At 68.3% G+C, this 18,923-nt stretch carries 22 protein-coding genes and 1 pseudogene; 9 read left to right on the top strand and 14 right to left on the bottom strand.

Annotation, left to right across the window (positions count from 1 at the left end; translation table 11 throughout):
- Positions 1-192 precede the first annotated feature (192 nt).
- Positions 193-687 carry a hypothetical protein gene (locus OVA30_RS09280; RefSeq protein ID WP_268175265.1) on the bottom strand — a complete coding sequence of 165 codons (495 nt, stop codon included), beginning with the start codon at positions 685-687 and terminating at the stop codon, positions 193-195.
- A gap of 345 nt (positions 688-1,032) precedes the next feature.
- On the opposite strand from OVA30_RS09280, the pseudogene OVA30_RS09275 reads away from it, so the two are divergent.
- A pseudogene (locus OVA30_RS09275) lies at positions 1,033-2,822 on the top strand (ABC transporter ATP-binding protein).
- A 61-nt stretch (positions 2,823-2,883) separates the two neighbouring features.
- Positions 2,884-3,762 carry an aldose 1-epimerase family protein gene (locus tag OVA30_RS09270; protein WP_268175264.1) on the top strand — a complete coding sequence of 293 codons (879 nt, stop codon included), beginning with the start codon at positions 2,884-2,886 and terminating at the stop codon, positions 3,760-3,762.
- Between the two features lie 12 nt (positions 3,763-3,774).
- On the opposite strand, the gene OVA30_RS09265 is transcribed toward OVA30_RS09270, so the two are convergent.
- The 11 genes from OVA30_RS09265 to OVA30_RS09215 form a co-directional block, all read right to left on the bottom strand.
- Positions 3,775-3,984: a TOBE domain-containing protein gene (locus OVA30_RS09265; protein WP_004446854.1), complete on the bottom strand. Its 210-nt coding sequence runs from the start codon at positions 3,982-3,984 to the stop codon at positions 3,775-3,777.
- Between the two features lie 81 nt (positions 3,985-4,065).
- Positions 4,066-4,440, bottom strand: a complete 375-nt coding sequence (locus OVA30_RS09260) for a DUF2293 domain-containing protein (protein WP_265221985.1) — start codon at positions 4,438-4,440, stop codon at positions 4,066-4,068.
- 82 nt (positions 4,441-4,522) lie between these two features.
- A complete protein-coding gene (rpsI, locus tag OVA30_RS09255) occupies positions 4,523-5,008 on the bottom strand; it encodes a 30S ribosomal protein S9 (RefSeq protein ID WP_004446858.1) in 486 nt (161 codons plus the stop codon).
- A 2-nt stretch (positions 5,009-5,010) separates the two neighbouring features.
- Positions 5,011-5,472, bottom strand: coding sequence for a 50S ribosomal protein L13 (gene rplM, locus OVA30_RS09250; RefSeq protein ID WP_004446860.1), 462 nt, complete (start codon positions 5,470-5,472; stop codon positions 5,011-5,013).
- A 415-nt stretch (positions 5,473-5,887) separates the two neighbouring features.
- The gene (locus OVA30_RS09245) at positions 5,888-6,748 is read right to left on the bottom strand and encodes a transglutaminase-like domain-containing protein (RefSeq protein ID WP_056458873.1); all 861 of its coding nucleotides are present in this window, start codon (positions 6,746-6,748) and stop codon (positions 5,888-5,890) included.
- A gap of 86 nt (positions 6,749-6,834) precedes the next feature.
- The gene (locus OVA30_RS09240) at positions 6,835-7,440 is read right to left on the bottom strand and encodes a LutC/YkgG family protein (protein ID WP_082289410.1); all 606 of its coding nucleotides are present in this window, start codon (positions 7,438-7,440) and stop codon (positions 6,835-6,837) included.
- The gene (locus OVA30_RS09235; protein WP_268175263.1) at positions 7,437-9,011 is read right to left on the bottom strand and encodes a lactate utilization protein B; all 1,575 of its coding nucleotides are present in this window, start codon (positions 9,009-9,011) and stop codon (positions 7,437-7,439) included. The genes OVA30_RS09240 and OVA30_RS09235 overlap by 4 nt, the downstream gene beginning before the upstream one ends.
- Positions 9,008-9,751 carry a (Fe-S)-binding protein gene (locus tag OVA30_RS09230; RefSeq protein ID WP_056120732.1) on the bottom strand — a complete coding sequence of 248 codons (744 nt, stop codon included), beginning with the start codon at positions 9,749-9,751 and terminating at the stop codon, positions 9,008-9,010. Before OVA30_RS09230 ends, OVA30_RS09235 begins: the two co-directional genes overlap by 4 nt.
- A gap of 122 nt (positions 9,752-9,873) precedes the next feature.
- Positions 9,874-10,494 carry a DsbE family thiol:disulfide interchange protein gene (locus OVA30_RS09225; protein WP_268175262.1) on the bottom strand — a complete coding sequence of 207 codons (621 nt, stop codon included), beginning with the start codon at positions 10,492-10,494 and terminating at the stop codon, positions 9,874-9,876.
- Positions 10,491-10,643: a heme exporter protein CcmD gene (gene ccmD, locus OVA30_RS09220; RefSeq protein ID WP_182567295.1), complete on the bottom strand. Its 153-nt coding sequence runs from the start codon at positions 10,641-10,643 to the stop codon at positions 10,491-10,493. Before ccmD ends, OVA30_RS09225 begins: the two co-directional genes overlap by 4 nt.
- 137 nt (positions 10,644-10,780) lie before the next feature.
- Positions 10,781-11,587, bottom strand: coding sequence for a heme ABC transporter permease (locus OVA30_RS09215; protein ID WP_268175261.1), 807 nt, complete (start codon positions 11,585-11,587; stop codon positions 10,781-10,783).
- Between the two features lie 197 nt (positions 11,588-11,784).
- Between OVA30_RS09215 and OVA30_RS09210 the strand changes: the two genes are divergently transcribed.
- Entirely contained in the window at positions 11,785-12,624 is an 840-nt protein-coding gene (locus tag OVA30_RS09210; RefSeq protein ID WP_268175260.1) for a transglutaminase-like domain-containing protein, read from the top strand.
- 2 nt (positions 12,625-12,626) lie between these two features.
- Here OVA30_RS09210 and OVA30_RS09205 read toward each other — a convergent pair whose 3' ends face one another.
- Positions 12,627-13,721: an NAD(P)/FAD-dependent oxidoreductase gene (locus OVA30_RS09205; RefSeq protein ID WP_268177476.1), complete on the bottom strand. Its 1,095-nt coding sequence runs from the start codon at positions 13,719-13,721 to the stop codon at positions 12,627-12,629.
- Positions 13,722-13,828: 107 nt separating this feature from the next.
- Entirely contained in the window at positions 13,829-15,052 is a 1,224-nt protein-coding gene (locus tag OVA30_RS09200) for a hypothetical protein (RefSeq protein WP_268175259.1), read from the bottom strand.
- 331 nt (positions 15,053-15,383) lie between these two features.
- Between OVA30_RS09200 and flgB the strand changes: the two genes are divergently transcribed.
- The 6 genes from flgB (at position 15,384) to flhB (ending at position 18,910) form a co-directional block, all read left to right on the top strand.
- Positions 15,384-15,800: a flagellar basal body rod protein FlgB gene (gene flgB / locus OVA30_RS09195; RefSeq protein ID WP_015822945.1), complete on the top strand. Its 417-nt coding sequence runs from the start codon at positions 15,384-15,386 to the stop codon at positions 15,798-15,800.
- 34 nt (positions 15,801-15,834) lie between these two features.
- Positions 15,835-16,245 carry a flagellar basal body rod protein FlgC gene (gene flgC, locus OVA30_RS09190; protein WP_003603420.1) on the top strand — a complete coding sequence of 137 codons (411 nt, stop codon included), beginning with the start codon at positions 15,835-15,837 and terminating at the stop codon, positions 16,243-16,245.
- 5 nt (positions 16,246-16,250) lie between these two features.
- Positions 16,251-16,574, top strand: a complete 324-nt coding sequence (fliE, locus tag OVA30_RS09185; RefSeq protein WP_003603419.1) for a flagellar hook-basal body complex protein FliE — start codon at positions 16,251-16,253, stop codon at positions 16,572-16,574.
- A gap of 80 nt (positions 16,575-16,654) precedes the next feature.
- The gene (gene fliQ, locus OVA30_RS09180) at positions 16,655-16,921 is read left to right on the top strand and encodes a flagellar biosynthesis protein FliQ (RefSeq protein ID WP_003603418.1); all 267 of its coding nucleotides are present in this window, start codon (positions 16,655-16,657) and stop codon (positions 16,919-16,921) included.
- 45 nt (positions 16,922-16,966) lie between these two features.
- The gene (gene fliR / locus OVA30_RS09175; protein WP_056458832.1) at positions 16,967-17,743 is read left to right on the top strand and encodes a flagellar biosynthetic protein FliR; all 777 of its coding nucleotides are present in this window, start codon (positions 16,967-16,969) and stop codon (positions 17,741-17,743) included.
- 102 nt (positions 17,744-17,845) lie between these two features.
- Positions 17,846-18,910: a flagellar biosynthesis protein FlhB gene (flhB, locus tag OVA30_RS09170; protein ID WP_253396102.1), complete on the top strand. Its 1,065-nt coding sequence runs from the start codon at positions 17,846-17,848 to the stop codon at positions 18,908-18,910.
- Positions 18,911-18,923 lie beyond the last annotated feature (13 nt).

Genomic DNA, 18,923 nt, shown 5'->3' with positions numbered 1-18,923 from the left:
GGCAACGGTGAGGGCGATCGCGCCAAGGGCGCCGATCAGCATGATAGAGGCAGCGAGAATCATAACAGTTACTCCACGACGCAGATTCAGGGACGTCTTCTGAACCAACGAGTGGGAACGATGGCGTGTGCCGTGCGGCAGATTGGCGTGCTCGGAAAGAGTTTGGACCGGAACCCGGCTGGAACGTCGGTCTCAGCTATCCCGGCCGATCCCCAACCCCCGCAGGAGATCACCGATCGGATCGATCCGAGCGGCCTGCTGCGGCTGCGTTGCGGCCGTCGCTGTGCCCGAAGCCGGCAATGCGGTGGAAGTCTCGGCAGCCAGAGCCGGCCGCAGCCGCGTCGCGACCTTTGCAGCACGGTGACGCCGCACGGCTTGCACCCGCTGGGTCGTGTCGGCCCCCGCGAGGTCGTCGGCCGCCAGGAGCGCGACCATCTCCGGTGACAGCAGCGTGAAGGTCGCGGGCTTCGGCACCGGCACGCCTCCGCTGTATCGAGGCGGATCGGCCCAGGTGGAACCTTCGGCCGCCTCGGCGCTGCTGACGATCAAGCTCTCGGCGCGCGACGATGTCGGTGCCGAATTCTGCGTTCTCACCAGAGGCGAGGTCGCGAGAAGACCGAACACCATGACGGCGGTGGTCGCGAAGAGGGCTCTATAGTGTTCCATGCTTGCGAAACGTACCGCCAAGGTTCTGGTTCCGGCGCTTCGAATCTGTCATCGCGAGATTCGAATCATCCACCTGCCGCGTGCCCCGGAGCCTGAAGGGGCCTCGGCGGAACGTTCCGAACCGCTCTCGCCAACCCGGCCGTCGTGCCGCGGTTTCGATCCGGCGCCTCGGCCTGCATGCGCTTGACGCCCCCTCCGCCCGCCATGCTAGAGACCGCGCTCGACGCAAAGGCCCCCAGGGTCCGTTTGTCATCAACCACTTAAGCAGCGCTCCGAAAGCATCCGGCCCGGAGCGCACCTGTCCGGGCGTCGTCGCGCTTTCGCGGCGCTCGTTCGGATCGCAGCCCCTCTCGCCCCGGTGACTGTTTGAGGACCCTCCTCGATCTCCTGCGGGTGATGCGGCGACACGACCGACGGCAGCTCCTGCTGCTGGGGCTCGGGCTCGGGCTCGCCGCCCTGCTCGAAGTGGTCGGCGTCGCCTCGGTGCTGCCGTTCCTCACGCTGGTCGGCGATCCCGGTGCGGCCGCGCGAATCCCCTATCTCGCCAACCTCCGCGACGCCTTCGGCCTCGCCGACGACCGCACCTTCCTGCTCGCAACCGGGTTTGCCGCGCTCGCCGCGATCCTGCTGACCAGCGCAGTGAATGCCGCCTTCGCCTATGCGCAACTCCTGTTCGCCCACATGGTCGGCTATGGTTTCGCCCGGCGCCTGCTCGCCCGCTACGTCGATCGCGAGCGCCTGTTCTTCGCGCATGCCAACAGCGCCGAACTCGCCAAGAACGTGCTGAGCGAGACCGATCGCCTCGTCGTCGGCGTGCTCACCCCAGCCATGGTGATCGCCTCGCGCGGCGCCTCGGCGCTGGCGGTTGTGATCTTCCTGATCGCCTACCAGCCCCGGCTCGCGCTGATCCTCGGCGGCGGCTTCGGCGGGCTCTACGTCGCGATCTATGTCGTAATGCGGGCCCGACTCTCGCGGCTCGGCACCCGGGCGGTGGCGGGCAACGAGGGCCGCTACCGTGTGGTGCAGGAGACCTTCGGCGCGCTGACCGAACTCAAGCTCTACGGTCGGGCCGAGACGTTCACGAGCAGCTTCGATGCGCCGGCGCGCTCCTACGCCCACGCCCTCGCCTCGAGTCTGGTCACCGGGCAGTTGCCGCGCTTCGTCATCGAATCGCTCGCCTTCGGCGGCGTGATCGCCGTGGTGCTGTTCGCGCTGACGCAAGGAATCGACACCGCCGGCATGCTTCCGCTGCTCGGCCTGTTCGCCTTCGCCGGCTACCGCATGCTGCCGGCCTTCCAGAACATCTTCACCTCCGTCTCGCAGTTGCGCTTCCACCTGCCCGGCGTGCGCCTGATCGTCGATGCGTTGGCAGGGGAGCGAGAGCGCACGTTTCGCACGGCCGAGCGCTTGCCCTTCGCGCAGGCGATCCGTCTGGAGGATGTCGCGTTCGACTACGAGCCCGGTCGTCCGACCCTGCGCGGCATCGACCTGACGATCGCTGCGCACACCACCGTCGGCCTCGTCGGCCGCACCGGCTCGGGCAAGTCGACGCTGGTGGGCCTGATCCTCGGCATTCTCACGCCGACGCGGGGACGCATTCTGGTCGACGGCCATCCGCTCGATGCCGACAGCCTGCCGGCTTGGCAGAACCGGATCGGTTACGTGCCCCAGGACGTGTTTCTGATCGACGGCAGCATCGCGCAGAACATCGCTCTCGGCATCCCGCCGGACAGCCTCGACCGGGCAGCCGTGGAGCGCGCCGCGCGGCTCGCGGGCGCGCACGATTTCGTCGCAGCCCTCTCCGCGGGCTACGATACCGGTGTGGGCGAGCGCGGTGCCCGGCTCAGCGGCGGCCAGCGCCAGCGCATCGGCATCGCCCGCGCGCTGTACCACGACCCTGATGTCATCGTGTTCGATGAGGCGACCAGTGCGCTCGACGGCGAGACCGAGGCCGCGGTGATGGAGGCGCTCGGCGCGCTCGGCGGCACACGCACGATCATCATGATCGCCCATCGCCTCACCTCGCTGCGCCGGGCCGATACGGTCCACGTCGTCGAGGACGGACGGATCGTCGCCTCGGGGCCGCCCTCGCAGGTGATCGCGGATCCCGCGGTCTCGCCCCGCCTGCGGACGTCGTCGTGGCCCCGGCCCGGTAGCGGTCCCGCCCCGGCCCGGCTATCGCTTCGAAGCGAAGCAGACGCTTGGGGGGCAAGGGCAATGGACGGGACGGTCGAGATCCGTGCGGATGACGGCAGCACGGCGCGGATCGCGCTGCACGGCGCCGAGCCGGTCTCCTGGCAGGTCGAAGGCCGCGAATATCTCTGGAGCGGCGATCCGGAGCACTGGAACCGCCATGCGCCCTGGCTCTTCCCCGTCGTCGGCGCCTCGTCCGGCGGCAGTGTGCAGGTGGATGGCCGGCGCTACCCGATGGCCCAGCACGGCTTTGCCCGCGACCTCCCTTTCGCGGTTGTCAGCCAAAGCGAGGACGCGGTTTCCCTGTGCTTGACCGACAGCGAGGCGACGCGGGCGCACTACCCCTTCCCGTTCCGGCTGACGATCGACGCCCGCATCGCAGCGAAGACCCTCGCCTTCGAGATCCGGGTCGAGAATCCGGGTGAGAGCGCCCTGCCCTACGCCCTCGGTTTCCATCCAGCCTTTCCCTGGCCGTTTGCCGGGGGCGAGCGTCGCGCCGATGGCGGCTACGCGGTTCTGTTCGAGGAGGCGGAACGGCCGTTCGTCCCGGAGGTCGGCGCGGGCGGGCTGCTGGTGCGCAGCGAGCGGGAACTGACCCTCGACGGCGCGCGCCTCGACCTCGATCCCGACCTTTTCAGCGAGGCCCTGGTCTTCCTGAACGCGAAGAGCCGGGCGATGCGCTTCGTATCGCCGAGCGGCCGAGCCATCGCCATGCGGATGGAGGACTTTCCCCATCTCGCGGTCTGGACCAAGCCGACAGCGCCGTTCCTGTCGCTGGAAGCCTGGACCGGACACGCCGACTGGGCCGGCTTCGAAGGCGCTTTGGAGAACCGCGATTCGCAGCGCCTGCTGGCGCCGGGCGCAAGCGCCCGGCACGGGATCGCGCTGGCGATCGAGGGGTGAGCCTGAACGTGCTCAGTCGACGGCGATGATGACGTCGGAGCTCTTGATCACGGCATAGGCTTCGCCGCCGACCTTCAGCCCCAGCGAATCGACCGATTCGTTGGTGATGGCCGAGGTGACGATCTGACCGTTGGCGATCTCGATCTTCACATGGGCCGTGGTCGAGCCCTTCTCGACCGAAACCACCTTGCCCTTGAGGACGTTGCGCGCGCTGAGCTTCATCGACGGGTGTCTCCGCTGTTGAGATGGCCCTCCCTGCCCCAGCGGCAGCAGGCCGGCAAGCGAAGACGAAATGCTTTCCCCTCACGCTTCGGGGACGTCGTCCTCGCCGGGATCAGCCTCTTCGGAAACACGGCGGCGGCAGCCCCATTCGGCGAGCCGCGCGTTCATCTCGTCGAGAACGAAGTGGCGGGCGCTGTCACGGTCGTAGCCCTCATCGAGAAGGTCGTCGTACTCAGTGAAGCTGTGCCGGGTGAACGCCGTCAGGGCGAGCCAAACCGCGGTCTCCGGCACCGCGCCGCGCAGGCCAGGGCTGCGCAACGCCCGGTCCAGCACCGCTTCCGCCTCGAAATCCGGAAGGCGCGGCGCGAGACGGGCCAACGCCTCGGCCAGAACCGCGCGCCGGTCCGTCGGCGGCGCGGCATGGCTCGGGCGGTCCGGGCTCCCTGCCCTCTTCATGCGACGGCCTCGCCTCGATCCAAGATACGAAAAAGGCGGAGCCTTGCGGCCCCGCCCTTTGCACCAGCGAAAATGAAACGCCTTAGCGCTTCGAGAACTGGAAGCTGCGGCGAGCCTTCTTGCGGCCGTACTTCTTGCGCTCGACGACGCGCGGGTCGCGGGTCAGGAAGCCTTCGCGCTTGAGCGAGGAGCGCAGCTCCGGCTCATAGTAGGTCAGCGCCTTGGACAGGCCGTGGCGCACGGCGCCGGCCTGACCGGAGAGACCACCACCCTTCACCGTGACGGTGATGTCGTACTGATCGACGCGAGACACGATCTCCAGCGGCTGGCGCAGGATCATGCGCAGCACCGGACGGGCGAAGTAGGTCTCGACCGGGCGGCCGTTGACGACCACGGTGCCGTTGCCGGGCTTGATCCAGACGCGGGCGACCGCGTCCTTACGCTTGCCGGTCGCGTAGGCGCGGCCCTGGGCGTCCAGCTTCTGGACGTGGACGGGCGCCTCGTTCTCGGGGTTGCTCGTCTGGGTGTTCGCCCGATTGAGGTCGGCGAGGGACTGAAGGGTCGCCATGATCAAGCGCTCACGTTCTTACGGTTGAGGGAGCCGACGTCGAGCGCCTGCGGCTGCTGGGCCTCGTGGGGATGCGCGGCACCCTTGTAGACGCGCAGGTGGCCGAGGATCTGGCGGAAGAGCGGGCCGCGCGGCAGCATGCGCTCCACGGCCTTCTCGACCACGCGCTCGGGGAACCGGCCCTCGAGGATGAACTTGGCCGAGCGCTCCTTGATGCCGCCCGGATAGCCCGTGTGGTGGTAGTAGACCTTCTGGTCGTACTTGCGGCCGGTGAACTTCACCTTGTCCGCATTGATGACGATGACGTGGTCGCCGCAATCGACGTGGGGCGTGTAGGCGGGCTTGTGCTTGCCGCGCAGACGCATCGCCACGATCGAAGCGAGACGGCCCACGACGAGGCCCTCGGCGTCGATCACGACCCACTTCTTGTCGACGTCGGCGGGCTTCAGCGAAGTGGTCTTCATGGCCGATTCCCGTGCCGGTGACGTTGGAAACAAGGCGCCGCCGCGTCGGGTGAGGACGCAGCGGCGTACGACTGGGTCACTAGGGGGATTCTGTGTCTTCGTCAAGGCAGACGCTGAACGCCTCGAAGAGAAAAGCGCAATCCGTGGAAGGCTTTTGCCGTTGCGGTATTTGGATACCGCATCCGGTTCGCCGTCTCGGCGTCTGCTCCTCCGAGGGGATCGCGACGAGCGCGAACGAAAAAGCCCGCCACGGACGGAGCCGGGCGGGCGGAGTTTGGAGATTCGTCCAGGCTTACCTGGAACATAAGGTTGACGGGCTAAAATGCCGTTTAATCCGCCCCATGCGAAAAAAACTTCATATCGCGTTCGGCCCACCGGATTCGCGGGGTGAGGCGTCGATCGTGAGGCGTTTCGGTCAGGCCGCGCCGGCATGCGGAGCCGGCTCCTCCGTCGAGATCGCATCGACCGTGCGCTCCATCGGCTCCGGGCCTCCATCGGCGCGATCGATACGGATCTCCATACCGGTCGGCTGCATCTCGCCGTAGGGCGTCGAGAAGGCGATTTCGGCGGCATCCCGCCCGATACCGATGCGCACGAGGCCGTCGAGATGGGCTTGGCGCGTTGCGTCGAACAGCCACCAGCGCCCGTCGAGATAGGCCTCGAACACGGCGTGGAAGTCGCTGGGCACGAGGCCGTAGGCGTAGCAGCTCACGAACCGGGCGGGGATGCCGAGCCCGCGGCAGAAGGCAGCTCCGAGATGGGCGAAGTCGCGGCAGACGCCGGCACGCATCAGCAGGCTCTCGTCGGCCGTCGTCTCGCCGTCGCTCGAACCACGCCGATAGGCGATGTTGTCATGGATCCAGTTGCAGATCGCATTGACGCGCTGATGGCCCTTCGGAAGGTCGCCGAACTCGGCCTGGGCGAAGGCAGCGAGCCGGTCCGACGAGACGAAGCGGCTCGGAAGCAGGAAGGGAAGGATGTCGAGGGGGAGTTCGGAGACGGGCGTCTCGGAAATCGTCGCCGGGTCGGCCCGCACGACGGTCAGGTCGACCTCGGCATTGTATTCGAGCGAGAACGGGCCGGGCTGCACGTTCACGCCGAGATAGCGGTTCTTGAGGTCCGGCGTGACGTAGACGCGCCGCGCCAAGTCCGGCGCCAGGGTCAGGCTTTCGCGGGCGATGTCGAGGCTTTGCAGCTTCGCGACCTCGACATTGAAGATGAAGGTGGTGGGCGCCTTGACCTCATAGGCAAGACTGCAACCGAGCTTGAATCGCACGGGACGGCTCCGAATTTTGCGGGAAGACGCCCCGTTCGAGCGAGGCGTTTTGCCGCAAACGCGCAGAGATCCGTTCGGCTCCGCTTTCAGGCTGCTTGTTTTTTGCGCTGCAGCAGAAGCACTGTCAGCGAGCGCACGCCCTGCGCCCCGTGGATCAGCACGCCCTCGATGTCGGCCGTCGCGGACGGACCCGTATGGAGCACGGCATAGGCCGCCTGTCCGAAGTCCGGACGCTTATAGGCAGCCTGGATGTTCACGAGGATGTCGGCTGGGTCGAGCAGCACGATCAAGTGCTGGGCGAGATAGGCGACCGCGTTCACGATCAGGTCGTCTTGCGTGAACAGCACCGAGCCGGTCTCGGCGACGCCGAAGCGCGCGCGCACCACCGCCACGTCGACATCGTTGACCTCGGTCGGCTTGGCGACAGCGGCGAGGTCACGATTCCCCGAGAATTCGGGCACGGCGGAGGCGATCACCGCCGCCCCGTCCAGACGCGCCCGCACCGGGGCGAAGGGATCGGACGGGCCGCCCGCACGCTCGACGCGCCCGCCCATCTTGCCCAGACGCTCGGCGAATTCGGCGACGAGATCGTCACCCACCAGCGGTGCGAAGGTCGGCACCTCGGGCAGCGGAAAGTCGCCGGCCGGGCGGTTGGCCTTGAGCCGGCCGAGGATGGCCTCGCGGGCGCTCACGCGTCGCTCCCCTTCTTCATCCGGTTCTGGCGGTACCACGCGCGGAAGCTCTGGCGCGGGGCGTGGGGCATCTCGCGCTTCTTCCCCCAGGTGTTGGCCGGGTTGTAGACGGCAAAGCGCGGCAGGACGCGCAGGGCCGAGTCGGCGGTCTGGATCGCGGCGCGGTACGCGGCGGGACGGCTCAGCACGGCGCCGGCCGCCTTCATCATGCCCTGCTTCAGGAGCGGGATCTGGTGCTCCTCCGCCAGCACCTTGCGCCACGCGAAGATCTGCTCGTGGATGTTGATCTTCACCGGGCAGACATTGGTGCAGGAGCCGTTCATGGTCGAGGAGAACGGCAGGGTCGAGTATTTCCGCTTGTTGAAGGTCGGATCGATGATGAGCCCGATCGGCCCGGAATAGGTCGCGCCGTAGGAGAGGCCACCCGAGCGCCGGTAGACCGGGCAGGTGTTCATGCAAGCGCCGCAGCGGATGCACTTGAGGGAGGTCCAGAACTCCTCCATCGCCAGCCGCTCGGAGCGGCCGTTATCGACCAGCACCATGTGCATCTCGGTGCCGGGCCGCGGCCCGCGGAAATGCGAGGTGTACTGGGTGATCGGCGAGCCGAGCGCCGAGCGCGACAGCAGGCGGATGAACACGCCGAGATGCTCGATCCGCGGGATGATCTTCTCGATGCCGATCGAGTGGATCTGCAGCGGCGGCACGTTGCCGGAGAGGTCGGCATTGCCCTCGTTGGTGCAGGTCACCACCGTGCCGGTTTCGGCGATGGCGAAGTTGCAGCCGGTGAGGCCGGCATCGGCCTTCAGGATCAGCGGGCGCGTGGTCTCGCGCTGGCTCTCGGCGAGGTAGTGGGCGTCGTCGTTGTCGGGGTCGGTACCGAGCGTCCGGGCGAACACCTCGGCGACGTCGAGGCGGGTCTTGTGGACCGCCGGCATCACCACGTGGCTCGGCTCCTCGTCGTCGAGCTGCTGGATGCGCTCGCCGAGATCGGTCTCGATCACGTCGATGTCGTGGGCCGCCATGAAGTGGCGGAAGCCGCACTCCTCGGTCAGCATCGACTTCGACTTCACCAGCGACTTGGCGCCGTGCTTGCGCAGGATGTCGAGGACGATGCGGTTGTGGTCCGCCCCATCCTCGGCCCAGTGGACATGGACGCCGTTGGCCGTTGCGGCCGCCTCGAACTGTTCGAGGTAATGGTCGAGATGGGTGAGCGTGTGCGTCTTGATCTGCGAGGCAATCTCGCGAAGCTCTTCCCACTCGGGGATGCCGTGGGCGGCGACATCGCGCTTGCGGCGCACGTCCCAGAGGCGCTCGTCGTGGGCCTTCTGATGCATCGGCGCGGCAAGGAAGCGCTCGGCGGCCTCCGCCTGATCGATCGGGCGGTTGCCACGCACCTTGGCGCCGCGGGGCTGCGGCTCGCGCGGCGCGTCGGCGCGGATCGGCTTCGAGGCGGCTTCGGCGTGCTGGAGCCGTTCGCCGCCAGGGCCGCGTTCGCTCTCGTCGGAGGGCGCGCGAACCTCGGGGTGGAGCACGTCCTCGGTCTGGCGCGGGGTCAGGTCGTCGGCGCTCATGCGGCGGCTCCGTTCAGCACCTGGGCGATGTGAATGTATTTGAGGCCGACGCCGAGACGCTCGGCGCAGCCCTTCTGGTGCATCAGGCAGGAGGAATCAGCCGAGACCACGTATTCGGCGCCCGCGCGGGCCTGATCGGTCACCTTGTCGTAGCCCATCTTGGCCGAGACCGCGGGCTCGAACACCGAGAAGGTGCCCCCGAAGCCGCAGCACTCGTCGGGCCGGGTCAGATCGACGATCTCCACCCCCTTCACCTTCTTCAGAAGGTTGAGCGGCTTTGAGAAGAACGGCTGGTTCAGTTCGGTCGGCCGGGCATGGCCGATGCCGCGCAGCGCGTTGCAGTTCGAGTGGTAGGCGACCTTGTGCGGGAACTCCGCCCAGGGAAGATCCTCGATCTTGAGCACGTCGTGGAGGAATTCGACGAGCTCGAACGTCCTGGCCCGCACATGCTTGACCGCATCGGTCTGCGGGATGGCGGTGAGGTGCTCGCGCACCTGATGCACGCAGGAGCCGGACGGGGCGACGATGTAGTCGAACCCGGAAAAATTCTTGACGAACAGCGCCTCGGTCGCGGCGGCCTCCTGATGGCAGCCGGTATTGGTCATCGGCTGGCCGCAGCAGGTCTGATCGTAGGGGTATTCGACGGTGAGGCCGAAGCGCTCCAGCAGTTCCAGCGTGGCGATGCCGACCTCGGGCTCGAAGGCATCGACGTAGCAGGGGACGAACAGTCCGATCCGCATGGCGCTCTTCTGATCGTGATTTGAGACGGTTGCCCTGCTTCTCCACCTTGGAACGGTTTCAAGCGGACAGGGGCTGCATACGCCTCCGATCCCCGGTTTCCAAGCGTGCCGCCTTGTCCCGGTCAGTTGGTCACGGGGGCGGTCCGTCCGGCGGCGCGAATACGCTCCAGCACGCTCGCGTAGTTTTCCGGCGTCAGGATTCCGACGAGCTTGTCGCGGATGCGGCCGTCGGGACCGATGATGAAGGTCTCCGGCACGCCGTAGACGCCGAGGTCGATTCCGGCCCGGCCGCTCCCGTCGGCGCCGACCGCCGCGAATGGCAAGCCGTTGCGCTCCAGCCAGCGCCGTCCGGCGTCGCCGGGATCCTTGTAGTCGATGCCGACGAGGCGGATGCCGGGCTCCTGCGCGAGCCGCATCAGCATCGGATGCTCGATCTGGCAGGGGGCGCACCACGAGGCGAAGATGTTGAGGACGGTCACCTGCCCCTTGAGGTCCGCACTCGACAAACCGGGCACGGGCCGGCCGGCGGCCTGAAGGCCCGGCACCGGCTCCAGCGCGAAAGCGGGAACCGGTTTGCCGATCAACGCCGAGGGCAAAGCCGCAGGATCGGCGCCCGAGCGCAGCCGGACCAGGAAGGCGACGGCCAGGATGGCGAAGACGAGCACCGGCAGCAGCGCGAGCAGCGAGCGGCGGGGGCGCTCCCCGGTGCCGGGCGGGGTCGCTTGCGGGGTCTGCGCGTTCACGGGCGACTTCCCCGCTCGTCCTGCAGCTCGGCGAGCGCGCGGCGCTGCGCCCGCCCGTCCCACCAGCCGTTGAGGGCCAGGGCGCCGAGCACCAGGGCCGCGAAGCCGTAGGAACCGACGATGAAGGGGGCGTAAGGTCCGAATTCCATGGCAGGTCTCAGAGTGATCGTCCCATCGATCGTCCTAGAGCCGTATCCGACTTGATTGCATCAGGCCGGCGTCTCTAGGTCTTAGTGTCAACGCGCTTTCTTCCGCCGAACCGGCGTCCACTTCGTCGGAAAGCGCTCTAGATCGCTTGGCCCACGGGAAGGGTCGTCGCCGCGCGCGTCATCGGTGCGGCATCCTGCACGCCGGCATCGAGCCGCTCCGCCTGCCGGATCAGCAGCGTGCGCACCCGGCGGCGGTAGATCTCGGTGCGCATTGCCTGAAGATGCAGCGTGATGCCGAGCAGGGTCATCGCGAGAACCATCTCGAGCAGCGGGTAGAGCATCGAGGAATCGATGGACGAGCCGCCCATGCGCAGGATCGAGGCCGGCTGATGCAGCGTCGACCACCAGTTCACAGAAAATTTGATGATCGGCAGGTTCACCGCGCCGACCAGCGTCAGGATCGAGACCGCGCGCGCCGCCCGGCTCGGATCCTCGATGGTCCGCCATAGGGCGATGATGCCGCAATAGATCAGGAACAGCACCAGCATCGAGGTCAACCGCGCGTCCCAGACCCAGTAGGTCCCCCACATCGGCTTGCCCCAAAGCGAGCCGGTGACGAGGCAGATCAGGGTGAAGGCCGCACCGATCGGCGCGGCGGCGCGCTGCGACACGTCGGCGAGCGGGTGGCGCCAGACCATCGTGCCGATCGCCGAGAGCGTCATCGCCCCATAGAAGCCCATGCCGAGAATCGCGGCAGGGACGTGGACATACATGATCCGCACGGTGTCGCCCTGTTGGTAGTCGGGCGGCACGACGAAGAAGGTCAGGTACAGCCCGGCGGCAACGAGCAGGGCTGACGCCGCCGCGAGCCAGGGCATGGCCGCACCCGACCAGCGCAAGAAGTGGCCCGGATGGGCGAGGCGGTTCCAGAGAGCGGTCCACATGGACGCCTCCATACCGCCGAGTGCGCTGCAGCAGCAATGCGCGCCAACGTCCCGTCCGGCGTCCGCTTTTTGTGCGGGCGGACTGCGAAACATTTGTGCAACGCGATAACGGAACGCGTGGTAATCATAAGAATTAACGCTTGGTCCCGCTCAGTCTCTATTTTCGGGGATTGAAAATCGAAGTCACGAGCTGCCGCATGCTGATCAAGGCCGGTTACGACATCACCTTCGAGACTGATGCTGCAACGCCGATCTCGCTGCTCCTCAGCCTTCACCCCTCCCGCGAGGGCGATCTGCGCAGCCCGCAAGACATCGTCTTCGATCCGCCGATTCCGCAGCGGCAGACGCTCGATTCCTTCGGCAACGTCTGCACCCGCATCGTCGCGCCGCCGGGCCGCCTTTCGATCTCGGCGGATTTCCTGGTCGCCGATTCGGGCCTGCCCGACGCGGTCGCGCCGGAGGCCGCCCAGATTCCGGTGGAGGCCCTACCCGACGACGTGATGCTCTACCTGATGGCGAGCCGCTACTGCGATACCGATAAGCTGGCCGGGATTGCGTGGCCGCTCTTCGGCCAGACGCCGCAGGGTTGGGCGCGGGTTCAGGCCATCGTCGATTACGTGCACGAGCGCATCCGCTTCAATTATATGCAGGCGGATGCCACCCGCTCGGCCTTCGACGGCTACCAGCAGCAGGTGGGCGTCTGTCGCGATTTCGCGCATCTCGCCGTCGCGTTCTGCCGCTGCATGAACATTCCGGCGCGCTACTGCACCGGCTATCTCGGCGATATCGGCGTGCCGCCCGTGCCCGATCCGATGGACTTTTCGGCGTGGTTCGAGGTCTATCTCGGCGGGCGCTGGTACACCTTCGACGCCCGCCACAACACGCCGCGGATCGGCCGCATCGTCATGGCGCGCGGTCGCGACGCGACGGATTGCGCGATCTCCACGAGCTTCGGCGCGGCGCGGCTGATCAGCTTCGCGGTTCACACCGATGCGGTGGCGGATGGGACGAAGGCCGATCTGGTGCGGGCTGCGTAGCCTTACGCCATCACCTGATCGGCCACCGCCTCAGCCAGCGAGAGCGCGGAGGTGAGGCCCGGACTTTCGATCCCGAAGAGTTGCACCAAGCCTGGCCATCCGTGCTCGCCGGGGCCGTCGATGCGAAAATCCGCAGCCGGCTCGCCGGGGCCGCTGAGCTTCGGTCGGATGCCCGCATAGTCCGGCATCAGGCGTCCATCCGGCAGGCCGGGCCAGTAGCGCCGGATTGCCGCCTCGAAGCGCTCGGCGCGTCCCGGATCGACCGCGTAGTCGGGGGCGTCGACCCACTCGACATCGGGCCCGAACCGCATGCGTCCGGCGAGGTCCAGGGTCAGGTGGATGCCGAGGCCTCCCTCGACGGGGGCCGGGTAGATCAGCCGCGTGAAGGCCGGCCGGCCGCTGCATCCGAAATAGCTGCCCTTGGCCAGAACCTGCCGGGGGATGCCGTCCGCCGCCATTCCCTCGATCCGGCGGGCGATGGCCTGCGCGCCGAGGCCCGCGGCGTTGATGAGACAATCGACCTGCAGCACGTCCGGTGCCTCGCCGCAGAAGCGGACCTCCCAACGACCATCCCGGCGCTCGGCCGCTTCGATCGGGGTACTCAACGCCAGCACGCCGCCCGCATCTTCGACATCGCCGAGGAGTGCCAGCATCAGAGCGTGGCTGTCGACGATGCCGGTGGCGGGGGAATGGAGCGCGGCGACGCAGGACAAGGCCGGCTCCAGAGCCACAGCCTCGGGGCGTTCGAGCCAGGTCAGGCCCTCGACCCCGTTCTCGGCCCCGCGGGACAGGATCGTTTCGAGCGCCGGGCGCTCCGCCTCCTGCGTCGCCACGATCAGCTTGCCGCACAGTCGGTAGGGCACGCCGTGGCTCTCGCAGAATTCGACGAGACGGCGGCGCCCCTCGACGCAGTGGCGGGCGCGCAGCGAACCGGGGGGATAATACATCCCGCCGTGGATCACCTCCGAACTGCGGGCGGACACGCCGGTGCCGATCGCCGCGGCGGCCTCAGCCACGATCACCGCGGTGCCGCGCAGCGCGAGGGCCCGCGCGATCGCAAGCCCCACCACCCCCGCCCCGACGACAAGTGCCTCCATGCCTCCGGCCTGCCTCACGAACGTTCGGGCCGCCGCACCACGACGCGAATTCGGCGGCCTCCGGAAAAACAGGCCTTACGGCCAAGAGGCGGACGAGCTTGCTCGCCTCAGTTCTTGCTGTCGAGCGGGCGTCCGAGGAGGCGGGCGAACTCGGCCTCGATCTCCTCCACCGAGAACGGGTTCTGCGCCTGAGCGGCGGGCTCCGGCGGCTCGGCCTTCGCCGGCTCCGGCTTGGACGGCTCGGGTCTGGCGGGCTCCGGCCTCGGCGGCTCAGCCTTGAAAGGTTCGGACTTCACCGCATCCGGCTTGGGCGGCGCCACGAACGGCGGGGGTGCGACGGGCTTGGCGGGGGCCGCAGGCTTCGGTTCGGGCCGGGGCGCTGCCACCACCGGGGTGGGAGCCGGCTGCGGCCGAACTGGCGGCGGCGGGGCGGGCATGGGCGGGGCCGGCTCAGCTGCCATCGCCGCGGCGACCGGATCGATCGGCGCGGGCGCCGGCTCGGCCGGTTTCCGTGCCGGAGGGGGCACCTCGACAGGGTCCGCAGGCGGGGGCGTGACCGCGGACGAGGGCCGCTTCAGCGCCACCTGAAGCTGCCGGGCCATATCCGAGAGAACGGCCGGATCGACCGAGCGCGGCCCACGGCTGGCCATGACCGGCGGCTCCGGCACCGGTTCCGGCACCGGCTCGACCGAGGCCGGTTCCGGTCGCGCGGAGCGCTCGGACGCGACCTCCGGGCGGGGGGAGACCACCGGCGGCGCCGTGCGTCGCATCAGGCGGCTGACCGGCGAGACCGGCCGCGCCGGAGCGTCGGCGGGCAACACCTCGGGCTCGAACAGGCCGGGATCGAGCGGCGGCGCCCGGTCGAGGGCGGCCTGGGCGCCGGACACCGCCGAGGGCACCACCTCCGGCATGGCGAAGGTCGGGGGCATCGGAGAGTCGAGGAAGGGATCGGTGCGCGGCTCCAGCGCCGGATCGCTGATGCCGGCCTCGCCGCCGGGCCGGGCGCTCCCGTCCGGCGCATAGCGGCTGCCCGCGCCGCGCTGGATGTGGCGCTCGATCACCACGTCGTTGGGGCCACCGACCAGCAGCAGGTGCTCCACGTTGTCCCGCCGCAGCAGGATGAGTTGGCGCTGCCGGTCGAGTTCGTAGATGTCGACGATGCCGAGCCGCGGCTGGCGTCCGCGCTGGCCCGCATTCGCGGAGAGCGTGAGCCCGCGCCCGGACAGCCGCATGAACAGCAGCGCGGCAATCAGGAACAGCACCAGGATGGCGAGGAAGATCACCAGGAACTGCAAGGCGTAGGAGCCCTCGGAACTGAAGAACGCTTGCAAGACCCGCGTCTTTCTAAGTCGGGGCTCCGACGCCGCCGCGCGACGTCCGGCGGTGACCGAAGCCGGCGGAGACGCAATCTCGGCCCCACGCATTACACGGCCCGATTATCGCCGCCGCTTCACGCCCCGGCAACGTATGTTGACACTCCGTTAACAACTCGGTGCAGCCGGCCGCGGCCATTCCGGCATCCGCGGCGGCGTGCGGCCTCACGGGCACCCGGCAGGTTTTGCCGAGTTAACGGCTCCTTAACCATGTCAGCGGCAGATTCTGCCGGGTTCGGACCTGTGGCTTTCCGAAATCCATCACCGGCCCCGCCGACCCCGAGGCACCATGTCGCTCACCGACCTGCCCCTGCTCGGCATGCTGCGCACCCGGATGCACTGGCATCAGGCCCGCCAGGCCCTGCTCGCCGAGAATGTCGCCAATGCCGACATGCCGGGTTTTCGCCCGCGCGATCTCGCCGAGCCGTCCGCGGCCTCGATGAAACTCGCGACGCCGGTCGCGGCCTCGGTCGGCGGCGACGGGATCGCCCGCACCGATTCCACGCATATCGGGATGACGGCGAGCGCCGGACCGAACGCCGACCCGCGCCGTTTCAAGGGCTTCGAGGTCCGCCCTTCCGGCAACGGGGTGAACCTGGAGGAAGAGATGATGAAGGCCGGCGACAACCAAGCCGATTACCAGCTCGTCGCCTCGCTCTACCAGAAGAGCCTCGACGCCCTGAAAATCGCCGTCGGCAAGCGCTGACATCGCTCGCTGACATCGCTGAACGGGGACCGTCATGGATTTCTTGAAGAGCCTCGGCATCGCCGCCTCCGGCCTGAAGGCGCAGTCCGGCCGGATGCGCATCATCGCCGAGAACATCGCCAACGCCGATTCCACCGCCCAGACCGCGGGCGGCGATCCCTATCGGCGCAAGATCCCGACCTTCACCAGCCGCTTCGACAACGAACTGAACGCCAGCGTCGTCGAGGCCGGCCGGGTGCGGCGCGATCCCACCCCGTTCCGCACCAAGCACGATCCCGGCAACCCGGCTGCGGATGCGCGCGGCGAGGTGCGCTTGCCCAACGTCAACGGGCTGATCGAGAACATGGACATGCGCGAGGCCCAGCGCTCCTACGAGGCCAACCTCAACATGGTGACCGCCACCCGGCGGATGATCTCCCGCACCCTCGAGATCCTGAAGGCGTAGCCCCGATGACGACCTCCGCCTTCGCCGCCGGCGCCTACGGCGCGGCCCAGAGCCTCGCCCGCCCCGGCGCTGTCAAACCCGTTCAGGGCATGGCCCAGGGCCTGACCGCACCGGGCGGCTTCACCGGCTTCCTGCAGCAGAGCCTCGACAACGTCGCGCAATCCGGCGCGCAGGCCGACCGCGCCGCCCTCTCGGCGGCCACCGGCAAGGCCAACGTGGTGGATGTGGTGACGGCGGTGGCCGAGAGCGAAACCGCCCTCCAGACCCTGGTTGCCGTGCGCGACCGCGTGATCTCCGCCTACGAAGAGATCATGCGGATGCCGATCTAGTTTTTCGGCCCCTCGGCCCGCAGGCGGGACGAGGGGAGGCCGTCGATGCCCCGCAGAGCAGACGAAAAGTCCAAAGCCCCATGACCGGCCTCGCCATCCTCGACATCGCCCGCGACGGCATCTTCGTCTTCCTGAAGGTGGCGGGGCCTATGATGATCGTCGCCCTCGTCGTCGGCTTGATCGTGTCGCTGTTCCAGGCGCTGACGCAGATCCAGGAGCAGACGCTCATCTACGTGCCGAAGATCGTCGCGGTGTTCGGGGTGATGCTCTTGATGCTGCCCTTCATCGGCGACGCCATGGCCGCCTACATGGCCCGGATCGCCGCCCGGATCGCCGCGGGCGGATGATGCGGCGGCAGCGCCGACCGGCCCAAGCGTGTAGGATGAGCCGGCATGACCACGCCGCTCGACTTGCTGCTGCCCGGCCTCGCGGCGGCCTTCCTCATCACTTTCGCCCGGGTCGGCACGCTGATGATGCTGATGCCGGGATTGGGCGAGCAGCTCATCGCGAGCCGCCTGCGGCTCGCCCTCGCTCTACTCGTGACACTGGTCCTGTTCCCGACCGTGCGACCGATGCTGCCGACCGGCAATGCGGCCTTGGCGGCGCCCTCCCTGATCGGACTGCTGATCGGCGAGATCCTGATCGGGCTGATGCTGGGCCTCTGCGTGCGCATGATCGTCGCCGCGCTCCAGACGGCGGGCGTGGTGATCTCGCAGCAGCTCGGCCTGTCCTACGCCATGACCGTCGATCCGACGATGGGCGGCCAGCAAGCGGCGATCGGCAATTTCCTGGCGATGCTCGGCGTCACGCTCATCCTGGCGACCGATCTGCACCACGTCGCCCTCGAAGCGATCGGGCGCAGCTACCTCCTGCTGCCGCCGAGCGGCGTGCCGGCGATGGCGGATGCGGCCAAGCTCGCGCTCGATGCCTTCAGTCGCAGCTTCGCCCTGGCGGTGCGGATCTCCGGGCCGTTCATCGTGTTCGGCATCCTGTTCAATCTCGGCCTCGGCGTGCTCTCCCGGCTGATGCCGCAATTGCAGGTGTTCTTCCTCGCGGTTCCCGCTTCGGTGATCATCGGCATGATGCTGCTGGTCGGAGCGCTCGGCCTCATCATGGGGCTGTTCCTCGACGATCTCGGCCGCTATCTCGGCGCGTTCCTCGGGCGCTGATGTTTCAGGCGCCCGCCTCTTGTGTCCGCATCGTCTTTCTCCGAAAGCCGGAGACCACCTTTCGGGACGATGCGCTGATCCGGAACCGGGGAGCCTGAGCCGGTGTCCGACGAGACCGACGACGAGGACAAGACCGAAGACCCGACGCCACGGCGCATCGAGCAGGCGATCGAGCGCGGCGACGTTCCCAACTCGCCTGAGATCAACACCTTCTTCATCCTAGCGGCCTTCACCCTCGCCCTGATGCTCTCGGCCCGCCCGGTGGCGGAGGGACTGACCCGCGACATGCGCGGCTTCCTCGAACATGCCGGCGGCCTGCCCTCGGATTCGGGCACCTATCTCGGCGTGGCTTTGCGCGCGGCTTGGGTCTGTGCCAAGGCGCTCGCCGTGCCGCTGGGCATCGCGATGCTCGCGGCCATCGCCGCCGGCCTGATCCAGCACCGGCCGATCTTCACCGCCGCGAGCCTGATGCCGAAATTCGCGCGCATCTCGCCGATGGCGGGCGCCAAGCGCCTGCTCGGCATGGATGCCTGGGTGAATTTCGGCAAAGGGCTCGCCAAGATCATCGTGGTGGGCACCATCGCCGGGACGATCCTGTGGAGCGAGCACGACCGGGCGGAATCCTTCGCCCAGCTCGATCCCGGCGTCGCGCTCCAGGGCACCCTGACGCTCGCCCTCAAGATGATGGGCGGCATGCTCGCGGTCTACGCGGTGATCGCGCTCGGCGACGCGCTCTACCAGCGGAACCGCTGGCACAAGCGCCTGCGCATGACCAAGGAGGAGATGAAGCAGGAGCACAAGGAGAGCGAGGGCAGCCCCGAGGTGAAGGCCCGGATCCGGCAGTTGCGCCAAGCCCGCGTGAAGAAGCGGATGATGGCCGCCGTGCCCACCGCCACCGTGGTGGTGACGAACCCGACCCACTTCGCTGTGGCCCTGCGCTACGAGGCCGGGATGGCCGCACCGATCTGCGTCGCCAAGGGCGTCGACTCGCTGGCGCTGCGCATCCGCGCCGTCGCCGCCGACCACGACGTGCCGGTGATGGAGAACCCGCCGCTCGCCCGCGCCCTCCACGCCACGGTCGAGGTCGATGAGGAGATTCCCGCCGAGCACTATCGCGCAGTTGCGGAGGTCATCGGTTTCGTGCTTCGCCTTCGCCGAGCCGCCTGAGGCTCGATGCGGT

The organism is Methylorubrum sp. SL192, assembly GCF_026672325.1.
Classification (GTDB): Bacteria; Pseudomonadota; Alphaproteobacteria; order Rhizobiales; family Beijerinckiaceae; genus Methylobacterium; species Methylobacterium extorquens.
Note: the sequence above shows the minus strand (reverse complement) of the source record. Positions and strands in the feature narration are given on the sequence as shown.

Bases quoted from the DNA above. Each gene is read 5' to 3' on its own strand.
- OVA30_RS09270 (WP_268175264.1), top strand. From the start codon at position 2,884: ATGGACGGGACGGTCGAGATCCGTGCGGATGACGGCAGCACGGCGCGG.
- OVA30_RS09265 (WP_004446854.1), bottom strand. From the start codon at position 3,984: ATGAAGCTCAGCGCGCGCAACGTCCTCAAGGGCAAGGTGGTTTCGGTC.
- OVA30_RS09260 (WP_265221985.1), bottom strand. From the start codon at position 4,440: ATGAAGAGGGCAGGGAGCCCGGACCGCCCGAGCCATGCCGCGCCGCCG.
- rpsI (WP_004446858.1), bottom strand. From the start codon at position 5,008: ATGGCGACCCTTCAGTCCCTCGCCGACCTCAATCGGGCGAACACCCAG.
- rplM (WP_004446860.1), bottom strand. From the start codon at position 5,472: ATGAAGACCACTTCGCTGAAGCCCGCCGACGTCGACAAGAAGTGGGTC.
- OVA30_RS09235 (WP_268175263.1), bottom strand. From the start codon at position 9,011: ATGAGCGCCGACGACCTGACCCCGCGCCAGACCGAGGACGTGCTCCAC.
- OVA30_RS09230 (WP_056120732.1), bottom strand. From the start codon at position 9,751: ATGCGGATCGGACTGTTCGTCCCCTGCTACGTCGATGCCTTCGAGCCC.
- ccmD (WP_182567295.1), bottom strand. From the start codon at position 10,643: ATGGAATTCGGACCTTACGCCCCCTTCATCGTCGGTTCCTACGGCTTC.
- OVA30_RS09215 (WP_268175261.1), bottom strand. From the start codon at position 11,587: ATGTGGACCGCTCTCTGGAACCGCCTCGCCCATCCGGGCCACTTCTTG.
- OVA30_RS09210 (WP_268175260.1), top strand. From the start codon at position 11,785: ATGCTGATCAAGGCCGGTTACGACATCACCTTCGAGACTGATGCTGCA.
- OVA30_RS09205 (WP_268177476.1), bottom strand. From the start codon at position 13,721: ATGGAGGCACTTGTCGTCGGGGCGGGGGTGGTGGGGCTTGCGATCGCG.
- flgB (WP_015822945.1), top strand. From the start codon at position 15,384: ATGTCGCTCACCGACCTGCCCCTGCTCGGCATGCTGCGCACCCGGATG.
- flgC (WP_003603420.1), top strand. From the start codon at position 15,835: ATGGATTTCTTGAAGAGCCTCGGCATCGCCGCCTCCGGCCTGAAGGCG.
- fliE (WP_003603419.1), top strand. From the start codon at position 16,251: ATGACGACCTCCGCCTTCGCCGCCGGCGCCTACGGCGCGGCCCAGAGC.
- fliQ (WP_003603418.1), top strand. From the start codon at position 16,655: ATGACCGGCCTCGCCATCCTCGACATCGCCCGCGACGGCATCTTCGTC.
- fliR (WP_056458832.1), top strand. From the start codon at position 16,967: ATGACCACGCCGCTCGACTTGCTGCTGCCCGGCCTCGCGGCGGCCTTC.